The 14,757-nt window shown below is 42.7% G+C and carries 14 protein-coding genes and 1 pseudogene; 6 read left to right on the top strand and 9 right to left on the bottom strand.

The window, feature by feature from the left end; genetic code table 11:
* Positions 1-40: 40 nt before the first annotated feature.
* Positions 41-1,378, top strand: a complete 1,338-nt coding sequence (locus IPP74_03030; GenBank protein MBL0318266.1) for a glutamate--tRNA ligase — start codon at positions 41-43, stop codon at positions 1,376-1,378.
* A gap of 358 nt (positions 1,379-1,736) precedes the next feature.
* On the opposite strand, the gene IPP74_03025 is transcribed toward IPP74_03030, so the two are convergent.
* The 4 genes from IPP74_03025 to IPP74_03010 form a co-directional block, all read right to left on the bottom strand.
* On the bottom strand, positions 1,737-2,054 hold the full coding sequence (locus IPP74_03025; protein ID MBL0318265.1) for a hypothetical protein: 318 nt from the start codon (positions 2,052-2,054) through the stop codon (positions 1,737-1,739).
* A gap of 115 nt (positions 2,055-2,169) precedes the next feature.
* A complete protein-coding gene (locus IPP74_03020; GenBank protein MBL0318264.1) occupies positions 2,170-3,102 on the bottom strand; it encodes an electron transfer flavoprotein subunit alpha/FixB family protein in 933 nt (310 codons plus the stop codon).
* Entirely contained in the window at positions 3,102-3,848 is a 747-nt protein-coding gene (locus IPP74_03015) for an electron transfer flavoprotein subunit beta/FixA family protein (protein ID MBL0318263.1), read from the bottom strand. Before IPP74_03015 ends, IPP74_03020 begins: the two co-directional genes overlap by 1 nt.
* A gap of 53 nt (positions 3,849-3,901) precedes the next feature.
* On the bottom strand, positions 3,902-4,300 hold the full coding sequence (locus tag IPP74_03010; protein MBL0318262.1) for a biopolymer transporter ExbD: 399 nt from the start codon (positions 4,298-4,300) through the stop codon (positions 3,902-3,904).
* Positions 4,301-4,379: 79 nt separating this feature from the next.
* On the opposite strand from IPP74_03010, the gene ribB reads away from it, so the two are divergent.
* Positions 4,380-5,483: a 3,4-dihydroxy-2-butanone-4-phosphate synthase gene (ribB, locus tag IPP74_03005; protein MBL0318261.1), complete on the top strand. Its 1,104-nt coding sequence runs from the start codon at positions 4,380-4,382 to the stop codon at positions 5,481-5,483.
* A 37-nt stretch (positions 5,484-5,520) separates the two neighbouring features.
* Here ribB and IPP74_03000 read toward each other — a convergent pair.
* The 5 genes and pseudogenes from IPP74_03000 to IPP74_02980 form a co-directional block, all read right to left on the bottom strand.
* Positions 5,521-6,282 (bottom strand): annotated as a pseudogene (locus IPP74_03000) (ABC transporter permease).
* The gene (locus IPP74_02995; GenBank protein MBL0318260.1) at positions 6,279-7,202 is read right to left on the bottom strand and encodes an ABC transporter ATP-binding protein; all 924 of its coding nucleotides are present in this window, start codon (positions 7,200-7,202) and stop codon (positions 6,279-6,281) included. Before IPP74_02995 ends, IPP74_03000 begins: the two are co-directional and overlap by 4 nt.
* Positions 7,203-7,286: 84 nt before the next feature.
* Positions 7,287-8,729, bottom strand: coding sequence for a hypothetical protein (locus tag IPP74_02990; GenBank protein ID MBL0318259.1), 1,443 nt, complete (start codon positions 8,727-8,729; stop codon positions 7,287-7,289).
* A 50-nt stretch (positions 8,730-8,779) separates the two neighbouring features.
* A complete protein-coding gene (locus IPP74_02985; GenBank protein ID MBL0318258.1) occupies positions 8,780-9,520 on the bottom strand; it encodes a TerB family tellurite resistance protein in 741 nt (246 codons plus the stop codon).
* Positions 9,521-9,540: 20 nt separating this feature from the next.
* Entirely contained in the window at positions 9,541-9,864 is a 324-nt protein-coding gene (locus IPP74_02980) for a DUF1476 family protein (GenBank protein ID MBL0318257.1), read from the bottom strand.
* Positions 9,865-10,012: 148 nt separating this feature from the next.
* Between IPP74_02980 and IPP74_02975 the strand changes: the two genes are divergently transcribed.
* The 4 genes from IPP74_02975 (at position 10,013) to IPP74_02960 (ending at position 14,757) form a co-directional block, all read left to right on the top strand.
* The gene (locus tag IPP74_02975; GenBank protein MBL0318256.1) at positions 10,013-10,810 is read left to right on the top strand and encodes a phosphoribosylaminoimidazolesuccinocarboxamide synthase; all 798 of its coding nucleotides are present in this window, start codon (positions 10,013-10,015) and stop codon (positions 10,808-10,810) included.
* 17 nt (positions 10,811-10,827) lie between these two features.
* On the top strand, positions 10,828-11,085 hold the full coding sequence (gene purS / locus IPP74_02970) for a phosphoribosylformylglycinamidine synthase subunit PurS (GenBank protein ID MBL0318255.1): 258 nt from the start codon (positions 10,828-10,830) through the stop codon (positions 11,083-11,085).
* Positions 11,086-11,124: 39 nt separating this feature from the next.
* On the top strand, positions 11,125-11,832 hold the full coding sequence (purQ, locus tag IPP74_02965; GenBank protein ID MBL0318254.1) for a phosphoribosylformylglycinamidine synthase subunit PurQ: 708 nt from the start codon (positions 11,125-11,127) through the stop codon (positions 11,830-11,832).
* Positions 11,833-12,027: 195 nt separating this feature from the next.
* Positions 12,028-14,757: a tetratricopeptide repeat protein gene (locus IPP74_02960; protein ID MBL0318253.1), complete on the top strand. Its 2,730-nt coding sequence runs from the start codon at positions 12,028-12,030 to the stop codon at positions 14,755-14,757.

Genomic DNA, 14,757 nt, shown 5'->3' with positions numbered 1-14,757 from the left:
TGCTATTCTGGTTGCTTGCAATTTAACCATTTGATTTTATATGACCGTTATTACCCGTTTTGCGCCAAGTCCCACCGGATTACTCCATGTAGGCAATCTTCGTACCGCCCTTATCTGCTGGCTTTATTCAAAAAGTCATGGTGGCCAGTTTATCCTGCGTCTTGACGATACCGATAAAGAACGTTCTAAGCAGGAATATGCGGATGCGATTCAAGACGATCTGAAATGGTTAGGCCTTCCTTGGGACAGGGTGGAAACACAATCTTCACGTCTTGGACGGTATCAGGAAATCAAAGAAAGGTTGTTGGCTTCCGGCAGGCTTTACCCCTGTTATGAAACGCAGGAAGAACTTCAGGTAAAGCGCAAAATGCAGCTTTCTCGTGGTATGCCGCCAATCTATGACCGTTCAGCTCTTAAATTAACACCAGAAGAAATCAAGCAATATGAAAGCGAAGGTCGAAAGGCACATTATCGCTTCAAAATGACTGAAACTCCTATCCAATGGGATGATATGGTGCGCGGACCAACCCTGTTCGAAGGAAAAAATTTAAGTGATCCAATCGTTATTCGTGAAGATGGAACACCTACTTACCTCCTGCCTTCCACCGTCGACGATATTGATATGGGGATTACCCTTATCATTCGAGGAGAAGACCACGTTACCAATACGGCCATTCAAATCCAGATGTTTGAAGCCTTAAATGCAACGCCGCCTCATTTCGCCCATTTGGCTTTAATCAAAAGCAAAGAAGCCGAAATATCAAAACGCCTTGGCGGGTTTGATATACGGGGTCTGCGTGAAGATGGTATCCACCCTATGGCAATATCAAGCCTTTTTGCACATTTGGGAACGTCATTACCCGTTGAAGCTTATATGTCCATTGATGATCTCAAACAAAATTTTGAAATGTCTATTTTTGGAAGGGCCGCTGCTAATTATGATGTAGCTGATCTTGTCCGCTTAAACAGTAAAATTCTGCACCAACTTTCATTTAATGATGTAAAGCCTCATCTCGATACACTAGGTATCCATGATGTAACCCCTGATTTTTGGCTAACAATCCGCACGAATGTTGAGAAATTAACGGATGTCCGCGATTGGTGGCATATCTGCGAAGAGGCTATTTCTCCGGTTATTGTTGATTCAGAATTTGCCACTATTGCTAGTAGCGTTCTCCCAGCAGAACCTTGGAGTGCAGAAACCTGGTCACTTTGGACCAATGCCGTCAAAGAAAAAACAGGCCGTAAAGGCAAGGAATTATTCCTCCCGTTACGACAGGCACTGACAGCCTGTGACCACGGTCCTGAAATGCGTTTAGTCCTACCGCTTATAGGTCGCGACCGTGCCCTGAAACGTTTGCAAGGGCACGTTGCGTAACCCTGTAGAACGCGGGTGGAGATATTTTAACCTAAAAGACACGTGCTAAATATAGGCCTTATATTTCTATTGAGGCGATTATCCTAAAAATAGCGTATATTCAGCAGTTCGAACTCACTCTACGTTCGAACTGCTCTTTTAAGGTTTAATCAATTAGCAATAGAAAATAGGATTATATCCAGCATTTTTGCGCAGAAGAGTATTCCCAACATCATTTTATGGTTACGATAGGGACCTACAATTTTAGCAATCAATTCGCCTAAGCCCCTAAGGCAGGGATAGCAGCATCAATGAGACTGTTAATGTACATGTCAATAGAGGGAAATGCGGATGAAACCAACGTGGATTCGATTAAGCGCTAAATGACTCTTCCAGAACTATCCGGTTGTTCCCTTTTATTTAAAAGGTCTTCCTGAAAATTGGGTTTTGTCGGCAAAGGCGTTGACTTGCTTACACCCATAGTTCCCAAATTTAATTTACCAAGAGCCTCATTGATGGGTTCCTCTTTAGGGGCTTGTGATGCTTTCTTGGCTTTTTCAGCAGCTTCCGTTTGCTGTTGTTCCTTATTAGAAGGAGTCAAAATACCCAGTAATTCGAGGACTAACATGAATGTTTTCTTTACTGGAGTTGCTACCAGGATTTCTACTGTTGAGTCTAATAAGGATTTTTCTGCCATGTTGCGTGCCTTCGTAACGAGTGAATATTTCCCCCCGAATTTATCCCCAAATAATGTATTTGTAAAGAAGCATTGGTCTAATATTGATAGTCACTAAGCGCTAAGAAGTTATGTCTTAAAGCTTCTTCTCCAATTCCGGCAGCACCTCAAACAAATCAGCCACCAATCCATAATCAGCCACTTCAAAAATCGGTGCATTTTCGTCTTTGTTGATGGCAACGATAATTTTACTGTCTTTCATGCCGGCAAGATGTTGGATGGCGCCTGAGATGCCAACAGCGATATAGAGCTCAGGGGCAACAACTTTACCGGTTTGGCCTACTTGATAATCATTGGGTACGTAGCCAGAATCAACAGCAACCCTGGAAGCCCCTATGGCGGCGTTTAGTTTTTTGGCAACGGGCTCTAAATATTTAGTGAAGTTTTCGCCACTGGCAAGACCTCTCCCACCTGAGATAACCACGCGGGCAGACGTTAATTCCGGGCGGTCAGATTGAGAGGATTCAAGTTTCACAAACTGGACTTGTTTGCTGATCTCAGCCACTTCAAGTTTTTGAATGGGAGCTTTAGGTTCAGCTGTTGCCGTTTTAGGAAAAGCCGTACTGCGGATAGTCATGACTTTAATCAGATCGTTACTCTTTACGGTGGCAATAGCATTGCCTGCATAAATAGGGCGTTTGAAAGTCGTGCCGTCAATCACTTCAATCACCTCTGAAATTTGTGCCACATCCAACAAGGCGGCAACTCGCGGAAGGATGTTTTTGCCAAACGTCGTGGCAGGAGCGAGGATATAATTAAAATCTTTGGCAACACGCAAGATAAGTGGAGCAATATTTTCGGCAAGTGGGTGTGCATAGGCTTCGTGATCGGCAACCATAACCTGGCTGGCAGCACTAATACAGGCAGCTTGTTGGGCAACCGAGTCGCATTGATGCCCAATGACGAGCAGGCTGATTTCATGGCCAAGCTTAGTCGCCGCGCTAACTGTGTTCAGCGTTGAGAGATGAAGGGTATTTTGCTGATGTTCGGCAATAACGAGTGTACGCATTAGATCACTCCTTCCTGTTTGAGTTTATCGACCAATTCATCGACGGATTTAACTTTTACTCCGGCTTTACGTTTTTCAGGCTCTTCTACTTTGATGGTCTGCAAACGGGGAGCTAGGTTTATGTTAAGGCTTTCAACGGCGATCACTTCTAATGGTTTGCTGCGAGCTTGCATGATTTTGGGCAGGGCGATAAAGCGAGGCTTGTTAAGGCGCAAATCGGTTGTAATAATGGCTGGTAGCGATAGGGAGATGACCTCTAATCCACCATCGACTTCACGCGTTACTGTTGCTTTTTGCCCTTCAACAGCCAGTGCTGAGGCAAACGTTGCCTGAGGAAGATTAAGTAAAGCCGCCAGCATTTGCCCGGTCTGGTTGCAATCATCATCTATAGCTTGTTTGCCCATAATCACCAATTGTGGGCTTTCCTTTTTGAAGATTTCAGCGAGGATTTTGGCAACGTTGATGGAATCGAGAGGTTGTTCGCATTTGATATGGATGCCGCGGTCGGCTCCCATAGCGATAGCAGAACGTATGGTTTCTTGCACTTTGTCGTTGCCAATAGATACGGCAATAACGTCGCTGGCAATGTTTTTTTCCTTAAGGCTTACGGCTTCTTCAACGGCAATTTCATCGAAAGGATTCATCGACATTTTTACATGAGCCACATCTACCCCACTGTGGTCGGGCTTAACACGAACCCTGACGTTGTAATCCACCACACGTTTAACTGGTACAAGTATTTTCATGATTAGACCTCTTATTAACCCATAGAGTATGACAAGCAAACCTGAAGAAACGTTTAAGGCGCGATGGTCATTAACTTAATGTTATGTGCACCAACGGCTTCAAACAAGGAGATGATATGGGTTAGTTCAACTGCCGGGAGGTCTTTATCGGCCTGTATTAAAATAGGTTGATTAGGATCGTTGGCCAGTTTAGCGGCCACAATATCGGGTAGTCTGTCAAAGGTAACTATTTTATCTTCAAAAGCGATGACGTGATGTTTATTAATGCTGACACGCAGGCTTGCTTTAGGGACTTCTTGAGGGCTTTGCGCTTTAGGAAAATCTATGGGTAACAGGCTGTTAGGGGAAAAATTACCGGTTAAAATAAAAAACATTAAGAGCAGAAAGACCACGCTGATCATCGGTAGAAAGTTAATCGGTTTAATTCTACGGGAAGGGATGCTAACAAACATAAGGCCTACGCGATGAAAAGACTGTTGAATTGAAAAGGAATAGTATATGATGGCAACCGTGAAATCAAGATGATTGACCATGGTATACACAAAAGAATTAGCAACGATTGAACAAATAGTGGAAGACGCCAAACAAGGTAAAATGTTTATTCTTGTTGATGATGAAGGGCGCGAAAACGAAGGCGATCTCATTATTCCAGCACAAAAAGCGGATGCTTCTGCCATTAATTTTATGGCCAAATATGGACGTGGGCTTATTTGTTTATCGATGGATAGCAAGCGTATCCGTGAATTAAAATTGCCACTGATGTCACAATCCAATGGAACACGCCATCAGACTGCCTTTACTATTTCGATTGAAGCGAAAGAGGGGGTAACCACCGGTATTTCTGCGGCTGATCGTGCCCGGACTATTGCCGTTGCCATTGATCCTGCTTACAGCTATGAAGATATTGTTACACCAGGCCATATTTTCCCTTTGGAGGCTAAAGATGGTGGAGTATTAGTGAGGGCTGGCCACACCGAGGCTGCGGTTGATATTGCGCGCATGGCAGGGTTTTTACCAGCCGGTGTTATTTGTGAAATTATGAATGATGACGGTACGATGGCCAGGCTCCCGGATCTTCTGGTGTTTGCCAAACAACATGATTTACATGTGGCCTCTATTGCTGATTTGATTGCTTATCGTTTGCGTCGGGACCATTTGATTGAACGGGTTACCGAGACATTGATGGATAGTTGTTATGGAGGTCAGTTTAAGTTAATCGTTTATCGTAATACCGTCCATTATGCAGAACATATTGCCTTGGTTAAGGGCGAAATTTCCAATCATGAGCCGACCTTGGTGCGAATGCATACCGTTGATCTGACCGCTGATATGCTGGGTGACACGTTTGCGGGTGCTAATACCCGTTTGCAGCAGTCTATGGAACAAATTGCTCAAAAGGGTGCGGGTGTCATCGTGGTGTTGCGTGAGCCCAATAAAGCATCGCTCAGCGAAACAATTCTTGAACGATTAGGTAAGCGGACCGAGCCGTATGGCAATTTACGTGAATATGGAATTGGAGCCCAGATCTTAAGGGATTTGGGGGTGCATGAGATGATCCTTCTGACCAATTCTAAGCGTGCAGTGGTGGGGATTGAAGGGTATGGCCTGAAAATTGTGGGTTATAAGGGGTTCTAAAAACGTAAGCCCCCGGTGCCAGAAATCATAAAACAGATTAATTTTTGAGCCGATAACCCGTTTTGAAAATCCAGGCAATAAGACTAATACAAACCGTTAAAAAGACGGTGATCATGGTAACGCTGACTGTTAGGCTAACGTCTGAATGTTCATAAAAACTCCACCTGAAACCGCTTATCAGATAGACCACTGGATTTAGCAATGAGACGGTCTGCCAAAATGACGGAAGCATATGAATGGAATAAAAACTTCCTCCCAAGAAGGTTAGAGGGGTAATGACTAATAACGGAATAAGTTGCAGTTTCTCAAACCCATCAGCCCATATACCAATAATGAATCAAAGTAAGCTGAAGGTAATACAGGTCATTATAAAGAAGAACACCATCCAAAACGGATGCAATATTTCAAGGTGCACGAAGAAGCCAGCGGTTATAAGCACAATAGTACCAATCATCACCGACTTTGAGGCCGCAGCTCCAACATAACCGATGGTTATCTCCCAAAACGAAAGTGGAGCTGATAAGATTTCATAGATAGTGCCGGTAAAACGTGGAAAATAAATACCAAATGAGGCGTTGGAAATGCTCTCGCCTAACACCGTGAGCATAATCAGACCGGGCACAATAAACGAACCGTAGCTAATGCCATCAATGTCGCTGATACGTGAGCCAATGGCAGAACCAAAGACAATAAAATAAAGTATGGTTGAAAGGACAGGGGAGGCAATGCTTTGGCCGATAGTCCTAAACGTGCGTGCCATTTCAAATTTATAAATGGCTAAGATACCGCGATAATTCATGATGCACCTACTAATTGAACGAATATTTCTTCCAGGGAGCTTTGGCGTGTATCCAGATCTTTGCAACGGATGGCATTTTTCTTTAGCTGGTCCAATAAGTCGGTGACATCATTATCTGCTTTCGCCGGGTCGTAAGTAAAAATAAGATGCATTCCCTCTTGGGCTAGATGCAAATTGAACCTGGATAGTGGTTCGGGAATAGAAAGGAGAGGGGTGTATAAATTCATCACCAGTTCCTTTTTCCCTAATTGTTTCATCAGTGTTTTCTTCTCTTCGGTAATGATGAGCTTGCCTTTATTAATCACGCTGATGCGATCGGCCATTTCCTCAGCTTCTTCAATGTAGTGTGTCGTTAAAATAATAGTGACGCCTGTTTCCCTTAGCTGGCGCACCTGTGCCCACATTGATTTTCGTAGTTCAACATCTACACCAGCAGATGGTTCATCTAGAAACAGAATGTCAGGTTCATGTGATAGGGCTTTGGCAATCATGACGCGTCGTTTCATGCCGCCGGACAAGGTACGGATTTGTGCGTCCTTTTTATCCCACAAGGATAATTTCTTTAATGTTTCTTCGATATAAGCGGGCGATGCCGGCTTGCCAAACAGTCCACGACTAAATGAAACGGTATTCCACACGGTTTCAAACGCATCTGTGGTCAGTTCTTGAGGTACAAGGCCAATGTGGGATCGGGCAGTTCGATAATGTTTGATGTTATCATGACCAAAGACCTCAACGCTTCCGGCATTAGCGGTTACGATGCCACAAACAGCGTTAATAAGAGTGGTTTTTCCTGCGCCATTGGGCCCAAGAAGTGCAACTATTTCACCGGGAGATACCTGGAGATTAATATCATCTAACGCCAGGAAACCATTGCTATAGGTTTTCTGAAGATGCTGAATGGAAATCGCATAAGTCATGGTTTGTCTCTACATAGGGTGTTCACCATAGTATCCGTTTTATAGTTTTTTTGCGAATATAAAAAGCAGGGTATGTGGTGTTCTTTATGGACCTGGACAACTAGACCCAATACTAGAATTGCGTCTTTTTAATTTTGCTGCAAGTTCGTTATCGGCGCCATCGAATGGGTTTTTGGTGATTTGAGCGGGGGGATTTTTAGCAAGATTTTGGTTTTTAGCAGGCGTAATAGGTTTTTTGGGGGAATGCAAAGTATCTTGGAATGGTTCCTTCGAAAGAAACGGGTTCACGTTCGACCCGTTTGAAGACATGTTAACCTGAATATTCACGCTTGAATTAGCAGGCGTTTCTTGAGAAGATGCTGAATGAGAAGTTGTTGGAGAATAAGGGGAGTTTGGCGAAAGTTTGCCGTTTGCCACGTGGGATGGATAGGAGGACATAGGTTTGGGAACTAATAGTTTAGGCTTGGATGGAATGTTAGGGGTTGTTGGGGGAGACAAAGGACTTACTCTTTCTTCTGCTTTGCTTGATTCAAGAAGTTGCATTTTGATTTTTTCTTGACCTTTTAAGAGAGTAGAGTAGTTGGTCGATAATATCTCTACGGTCTTTTTTAACTCGTCTACTGTCGATTCTAAAGCTTGGATCTGTATCGTATGTTGCATATGGGCTGTTTTAAGAAACTTATTTTGCTTTCGAAGAGAGACGATGATTTCTTTTAAGGGGATGGGTTTATGCGATTGCTCTGAAGTTGTTCTATGGTTTTGAAGGTTGCTATTTTTAGGAGATTCCTCTTTTGAATGTGCCAATAAATTCGAGGGTTTGTCATCAGATAACGTTGATACATCTGGTAGGGAATGTGTTTGGGAATGTGGGAGTAATCCATTCGTGTTAGATTTGTTTAATTTACGTTGCAAACGTTGGTTTCTTTTTTGGTTTCGCTTAGAGGGAATTTTTGAGATGACAACACCATTAATATCACACCTAGTGATATGGTTGTTCGCGTTAACGGCCTTAATTATGCGTTGGGTGCTGTCGTCTGAAATACTGGAGTTATTGGATAAAACGAGATGCTTGATTTTACCACTAAATGTGATTAAATAATCCAGTTGAACTGCGCCAGCATCGCCGATGTCGTTACTGGAAAGATTGACATATTCATAGGATTTATTGGAAATAAGGCTGGTGAAAACCGCGCCGTTAATACGATCAACCAACCCGCAATTGGAAAGATTTATACGAAGGATGTCGGGATTGGCAATGATTGAGGTAAAGAATTTAATTTTAGCTTGATCCTCAATGTCATTATCGAACGTGGTGCCAGCTAGATCGATCTCGGTAATTGTTGGGGATACTTTAAGAAATTCACGGATGGTTATTGCTCCTCTGCGGTCAAATGTGCAGTTTGTAAGGGTAACCTTTGTGAGAGAACGGGAATTATTGATCGTCTCGATAATAGTCTGAGCGACCTTATTATCAATTTTTTTAGATTCTACTTGTGTTTCGGTCGGGGTTGGGACGGATTTTTTCATAATTAAAACGCTCTATTATTTCTTGTAATAAAGAAGTCATTATACTTAATTTAAGCCGCCTGGCTAGTCAATGTATGATAGGCCTGGGTGAGTAACGTGCATTTTTCATGCAATAACTGTTTTATTTCCTCTGGAAGTGAGGTGGGTAAAAGGTCGGGGTGGCATAGGCGGATGCGCTCATGAAATTTGCGGCGGATATCCTGTTTGGCATCCAACGCAGATATATCCAGGCAATCATGAGGGTTGTGCAAATAGGCTGGTAACATCGCAAAACGTAAGGTACTCATGAATTGTTTACGGTTGATTTTTAAAATGCCGGCCAGTTTTTTCAAATAAAGCATTTCAGGTTCGTTGATAGGGTTATCAGCTGCAGCTATCTGGAATAATCCAAAAAGTACGGCTTGCCTGGTGCTATCATCTTCTAAATAGAGTCGATTTAAATGCCGGCCATAATAGGTGGAATCATGTGGATCATGATGGGCTTGATAAAAAAGTGTATCAAGCGGGTCCTGCGACGGGATAGAAATATGAAAAACCGACCGGAAGGTTTCTAACTCAGTATAATGCAGTGGTCCATCGACTAACGCTAATTTAGCGGCAAGTGCCATGAGTGAAAATGAAAGCAGTACGTCACTTTCACGGAGTGTGTGGCGACCCAATAACATCCTTTGATCCAATCGTGCCATTTTATTGGACGTATTCGCTCCAAAGACGACAGGCAGGTTAGTCGCGGCCTGTCGTGATTGGGGTACGCTTGTCGATATAGTTTTGGATAGGGATGGGGTCGCCACAATTGCTCTTAATGCTGGTTCTAGAATTCGGACAATTCAGACCTAGCCTTTTTTTCGCAATTTTGCAACTCTACAGTTAAGGTTTTTTCATGAATCGGAATGCCAGCATGATTTAAATCATGCAAGGCGTCTTCGATCATGCTTTGATCTCCCGGATGTTCAAAAAGTCGATTGATCATACCGGAGGTATAAGACTCTATCTCATCGACAGATTTAAGGCCAATCAGTTGGGCAACATAGTTAGCGAATTTAAGATTCCGTAGTTTCTTAACACGCGCACCGCTTTCGATTTGGCGTACATAACGTAGTTCAAAGTAATTTTCTCCTATATCTAGTGAAGTCATAATAAAACCCAATGTTGTTGTCTATGTATTTAGTTATATCAATTAAAAATTGAAGGATTATTAAAGATATTGTCGTAAAAATGTCATTCAAATTAGGAATGAAGAAGTGTGCTGCTTATTTCACTTGAATCCACAAGCCCTTTGCAGTATGGTGTGGGCAAGTAATGAGCTAGGAAAAAATGTGTCAGAATATATAGGCATCCACAAACTCTACGAAGGCAAAGCCAAGATTCTTTATGAAGGTCCTGAGGCGGGCACTGTCGTGCAATATTTTAAGGATGATGCTACTGCATTTAACAATCTGAAAAAGGCTGTTTTGGCAGACAAGGGTATTTTGAATAATTTCATCTCTGAACATATCATGCATTATTTGCAAGATGGTGGGATACCGACCCATTTTGTAAAGCGGTTGAATGACCGGGAGCAATTGGTCAAAGTGGTGGAAATCGTACCTATCGAAGTGGTTATACGTAACGTTGCTGCGGGTTCGTTGTGTAAGCGTTTAGGTATTGAAGAAGGACTGCCCCTTAAACAGACGTTGTTGGAATATTGTTATAAGAATGATGCTTTCGGTGACCCGGTTGTTGGGGAGTCGCATATTGTTGCGCTTGGCTGGAGTTCCGCCGAAGAATTAAAGGAAATCGAACGACTGGCGCTAAAGGTAAATCAGTTATTATCGACCTTGTTTATAAAAGCCGATTTAACGCTTGTGGATTTTAAACTGGAATTTGGGCGTTTAAAAGATCCACAAACGGGTAAGCAACAGATCATACTGGCAGACGAAGTAAGTCCTGACACCTGTCGGTTGTGGGATGTCCATACACAGGAAAAGATGGATAAGGATCGTTTCCGCCGTGATTTGGGCAATGTGGTAGAGGCCTATCAGGAAGTTGCGAAACGTCTCGGTGTGTCTGTTCCACAAAAGCATGCGAACACTAACATCTAACATGGAGAGAGTTAACGATGAGAGCAAAAATATATATTACCTTAAAAAATGGTGTACTCGATCCTCAAGGAAAAGCTACGCAAAGTGCACTCAAACATTTGGGGTTTGAGTCGGTTGCTGGTGTCCGTCAGGGAAAATTGATTGAGATGGATATTGTTGAAACGGATCGCACCAAAGCATCTGCGCAGGTCGAATCGATGTGCAAACAATTGCTGGCGAACAGTGTGATTGAGAATTTCAGCTATGATCTGGTTGCGGTTAATGAGGCTGCGTAGTTTGGTTTAAAACCTGTAATAGGAAAATGTACAGTGACGGTGAATAAAGCAGCAGTGATTGTGTTTCCTGGTTCTAATTGCGACCGGGATGTTTTTTTGGCTGTAAAACGCAGCATGGCAAAATTTGGACAAACCCCTGTGTTTGTATGGCATGCCGATAAGACATTGCCTGCAGGTGTAGAGCTGGTGGTTTTGCCAGGTGGTTTTTCCTATGGTGATTATCTGCGTTGCGGGGCGATTGCTGCCCGTTCACCTATTATGGGTGAAGTGGTTCGCCATGCTAACCGTGGCGGTTATGTTTTAGGAATATGCAACGGTTTTCAAGTGTTGACGGAAACCGGATTGGTTGAAGGGGCACTCGTGCGTAACCAAGGTCTTAAATTTATCTGTAAGGACGTGTCACTCCGTGTTGAGGCGACGTCCAGTCCGTTTACATCGCAATACCAATCTAACCAGATTGTCACAATGCCGGTTGCCCACCACGATGGTTGTTATGTTGCTGATAGCGATGTCATTAAAAAAATGGAAGATCAGAATATGATCGCTTTCCGTTATGCGTCGTCTAACGGCACTGTAGGTAATGAAACAAACCCAAATGGATCAATGGGAAGTATTGCCGGCGTTTTTAATGCAAAAGGTAATGTCCTTGGTATGATGCCTCACCCCGAGCGTTATAGCGAACAGCCCCTCGGTGGCGTGGATGGGAATGCACTCTTTGATGGCGTTATTGAACGGATTATTGGTTAATATTTTCTGATAAGATGAGCGCTGAATGGTTGCATTACAGGTACGCGCATGCGCGTTATAATGGATAAGAAGAGAGATCCGTTTTCCTGTTTAAAGAGCGTTAATAAAGCTCAAATTTCAAGTTGTCCTTTTAACAAACTTTTAACATCTGTCGACTAGCATGATGGCTTAAATATTCTTATTTGAGGTGAGTCTGTGGTCGGACGTTTGTTTTACGTATGGGTGTTTTCACTGGGGCTGGTTGGTCTTATTGGTAGCTATTTAATACGGCCACGCCCGTATGAATTAGCCTATATGACCATGCAGGATATGCAGTTTGAAAAAGCGTTAAAGCAATTCAGCAAACTTAAAGAAGAAGGAGATTACTCCGTTAAAGTCGTCATGCCATTAAGTAAGCTTTATCTGCAATATGGCAAAGTGGATGAGGCGATTGACCTCATGGAAAAATTTGTTAAAGATCACCCAGATAATGTCGCTGCCATTGAACAGCTTGGCGTGTATTACCAATATGCGCAACGCCCTGGTGATTATCTTAGGAATCTGGAAGCTCTTTATGTGCTTCAACCCTCAGACAAGGTATTGAGGGAATTGGCAAATATTTATAACTTTTATGGTTCGTATGACAAGCAGATTGCAGCACTTGAGCAATTAATAGCAAAATATAAGCCAACCGAACAGGACTTTGTCAATCTTGCCTATATGTATGCTTCGCAAGGAAGGAACAAAGAAGCCGTTATTTTGCTTGATAAAATGTTTGCCAAATTTAGTTACGAAGTTTCGGATGATACCGTTGAATTTGCCATTACCCGTTATATGGATTTAGGAGAAGAGGATAAAGCGATTAACATTGCTTCTGAATTTGCGTCTAAGAAAAAGAGCGTGGAAAGCGCTATTCGATTTGCTTCAAAACTCTATAACAAAGGCCGAGCAGATATGGCTATGGAAATTCTCAAGCCTTATGAAAAAGAAAGTGGCACCAATATGGCATTCTTTGCCCGCTATATTGAATTACAGATTGATAATGGTCAAAAAGACGTGGCCTATGAGCGGCTTAAATATATGGCAGACAACCATATTCTGCCGCAAATGGTGTTAGACCGTTATGTGTTCTTGTTGGCGGATCGTAAATCTTCTGCCGAAATTGGAGTATTGCTCCAGGATAACAAATATGATTTTAACCAGGTACTCGCTACGACACTTCTTGATGTGTTGTATGTAGTCAGCCTGCAACAACAAAATCAACAAGCACAGACGCTGAAATCGCGCTTGGATCCAGCTTTCTTGGGGCGTTATCCTGCTCTTGATGCCGCCATTAAATTGATAGGGCATGACCGTGATGGGGTCGCTGCCTGTGACCGCATGCTTAAAAGTGATGATCTCAATGAATTGGAACGGATTAAGTTAACCAAAATTGCGTATGCTGCAGGCCAGAAAGAATTAGTCACCGCAGGTTTAAACGGCTTTACACGCACACAAGGTTCTATCAATAAAGAGCAAATGTTCAATATTGCTGAACTTTATTTTGACGTAAAGCGTCCAGAAGATGGCTTTGCTTATTTTAATAATTTGAAACAGAACAAGCCTGGCATTTATCAAAGAGAAATAGAACATATCTGGGCTTTGATGGCAACAGCTGTTGGACATGAAAAAGAAGTGGTCGAATGGGCAAAGCAAGCAAAACCGCAAAATTTGGTACTTGTGGATATTTTTGGAAAATCCTTGGAATACCAACGCAAAGAGATCGCGCTTTATGTTGCCAATGCCTTGTATGATCATGCACAAACCTTCCAGTATCGTCGCTTTGTTGCGGATGCGTTGCTGCTTAATAACCGCAATGAAGAAGCCTTGGTTATTTACCAGGAATTGGTGCAAAAAGATCAAAGCCAATATGTGCTGGATGGTTATTTAACAGTACTTGAGCGTTTATCTAAAACGGCCCAAGAGCCACGTAAATCGGAGATTCGTGAAGAGTTGCACCATTATCTGTTGGCTAAACTCACCAAACCAGGCACGCATGAAGCGGGCAAACGTGAAGTGGCTTATGCGCTTTATGAACACGGATGGAATGATGAAGCGGAAGCTATTTTCTTTGAACTAGCTAAGAACGCGAAACCGGAAAGTTCTGATGTTGCTCAATTGCTCTATCTGTGGAAAGGTAAACCAAAACCTGATCGCCTGGAGTGGTTAAGAGAAAGAACAGCTTCGGCCGATCCTAAAGAAAAATCAATATGGTACAAACGATTGGTTGAGGCTGGACAACGTGATTATATTATTGAGGCTGTTAACCAAACTGGGTATTGGAATCAATCACGGGAGATTCGTGACCTTTATCTGGAAGTGCTTGCCGAGAAAAAACAATATAGTGCACTTAGACCGTTATTGGTTAAAGAAATAGGGCAGGAACGTGATATTAAACGCTTAGCACGATTATCACAAATAGCTCAAGGCGCTGATTTGGGTGATGTTGCGGAATTGGGTTATAATAAACTACTCGCTGTTGCACCACAGAATTATGAAGCACTCAAAGAGCTTGCGTTGTTGAATTATTACCGTGGAGGTTATACTGCGGCTAATCGTTACTTTGGTGAATATTTCCAAAAAGCAACCCAGGCAGACCATTTGACGCATTTCTATTATGGTGATTTGTTGGATAGAGATTTCAAAACATCTCAAGCACAACAGCATTATCATGCAGCGCTTGATACTATTAATAGCTTAGCGCATCCAAACGTAGAAACATTGTCAATCAAAGGGCAATTATTATTTAAAACCGGTCAAGAAGCAGACGCTATACGTCTTTATAATGATCTGTTGAGCAGGCCACAGGCAACGCCACAAATGCGAGCGGATTTTGCAAACTTATTGATGAATGCTGGCCGCTATAAGGAAGCAGAACACGTGTTATTCAGTAGAAAGGGCTTCTAA

Source organism: Alphaproteobacteria bacterium (assembly GCA_016722515.1).
GTDB lineage: Bacteria > Pseudomonadota > Alphaproteobacteria > Rickettsiales > JADKJE01 > JADKJE01.
The sequence above is the reverse complement of the archived record's forward strand: the minus strand, read 5'-3'. Positions and strand labels throughout refer to the sequence as shown.

What these genes read in the sequence shown, in the direction of transcription:
- IPP74_03030 (MBL0318266.1), top strand. Translation starts at nt 41, where the DNA reads ATGACCGTTATTACCCGTTTTGCGCCAAGTCCCACCGGATTACTCCAT.
- IPP74_03025 (MBL0318265.1), bottom strand. Translation starts at nt 2,054, where the DNA reads ATGGCAGAAAAATCCTTATTAGACTCAACAGTAGAAATCCTGGTAGCA.
- IPP74_03020 (MBL0318264.1), bottom strand. Translation starts at nt 3,102, where the DNA reads ATGCGTACACTCGTTATTGCCGAACATCAGCAAAATACCCTTCATCTC.
- IPP74_03015 (MBL0318263.1), bottom strand. Translation starts at nt 3,848, where the DNA reads ATGAAAATACTTGTACCAGTTAAACGTGTGGTGGATTACAACGTCAGG.
- IPP74_03010 (MBL0318262.1), bottom strand. Translation starts at nt 4,300, where the DNA reads ATGTTTGTTAGCATCCCTTCCCGTAGAATTAAACCGATTAACTTTCTA.
- ribB (MBL0318261.1), top strand. Translation starts at nt 4,380, where the DNA reads ATGGTATACACAAAAGAATTAGCAACGATTGAACAAATAGTGGAAGAC.
- IPP74_02995 (MBL0318260.1), bottom strand. Translation starts at nt 7,202, where the DNA reads ATGACTTATGCGATTTCCATTCAGCATCTTCAGAAAACCTATAGCAAT.
- IPP74_02990 (MBL0318259.1), bottom strand. Translation starts at nt 8,729, where the DNA reads ATGAAAAAATCCGTCCCAACCCCGACCGAAACACAAGTAGAATCTAAA.
- IPP74_02980 (MBL0318257.1), bottom strand. Translation starts at nt 9,864, where the DNA reads ATGACTTCACTAGATATAGGAGAAAATTACTTTGAACTACGTTATGTA.
- IPP74_02975 (MBL0318256.1), top strand. Translation starts at nt 10,013, where the DNA reads ATGGTGTGGGCAAGTAATGAGCTAGGAAAAAATGTGTCAGAATATATA.
- purS (MBL0318255.1), top strand. Translation starts at nt 10,828, where the DNA reads ATGAGAGCAAAAATATATATTACCTTAAAAAATGGTGTACTCGATCCT.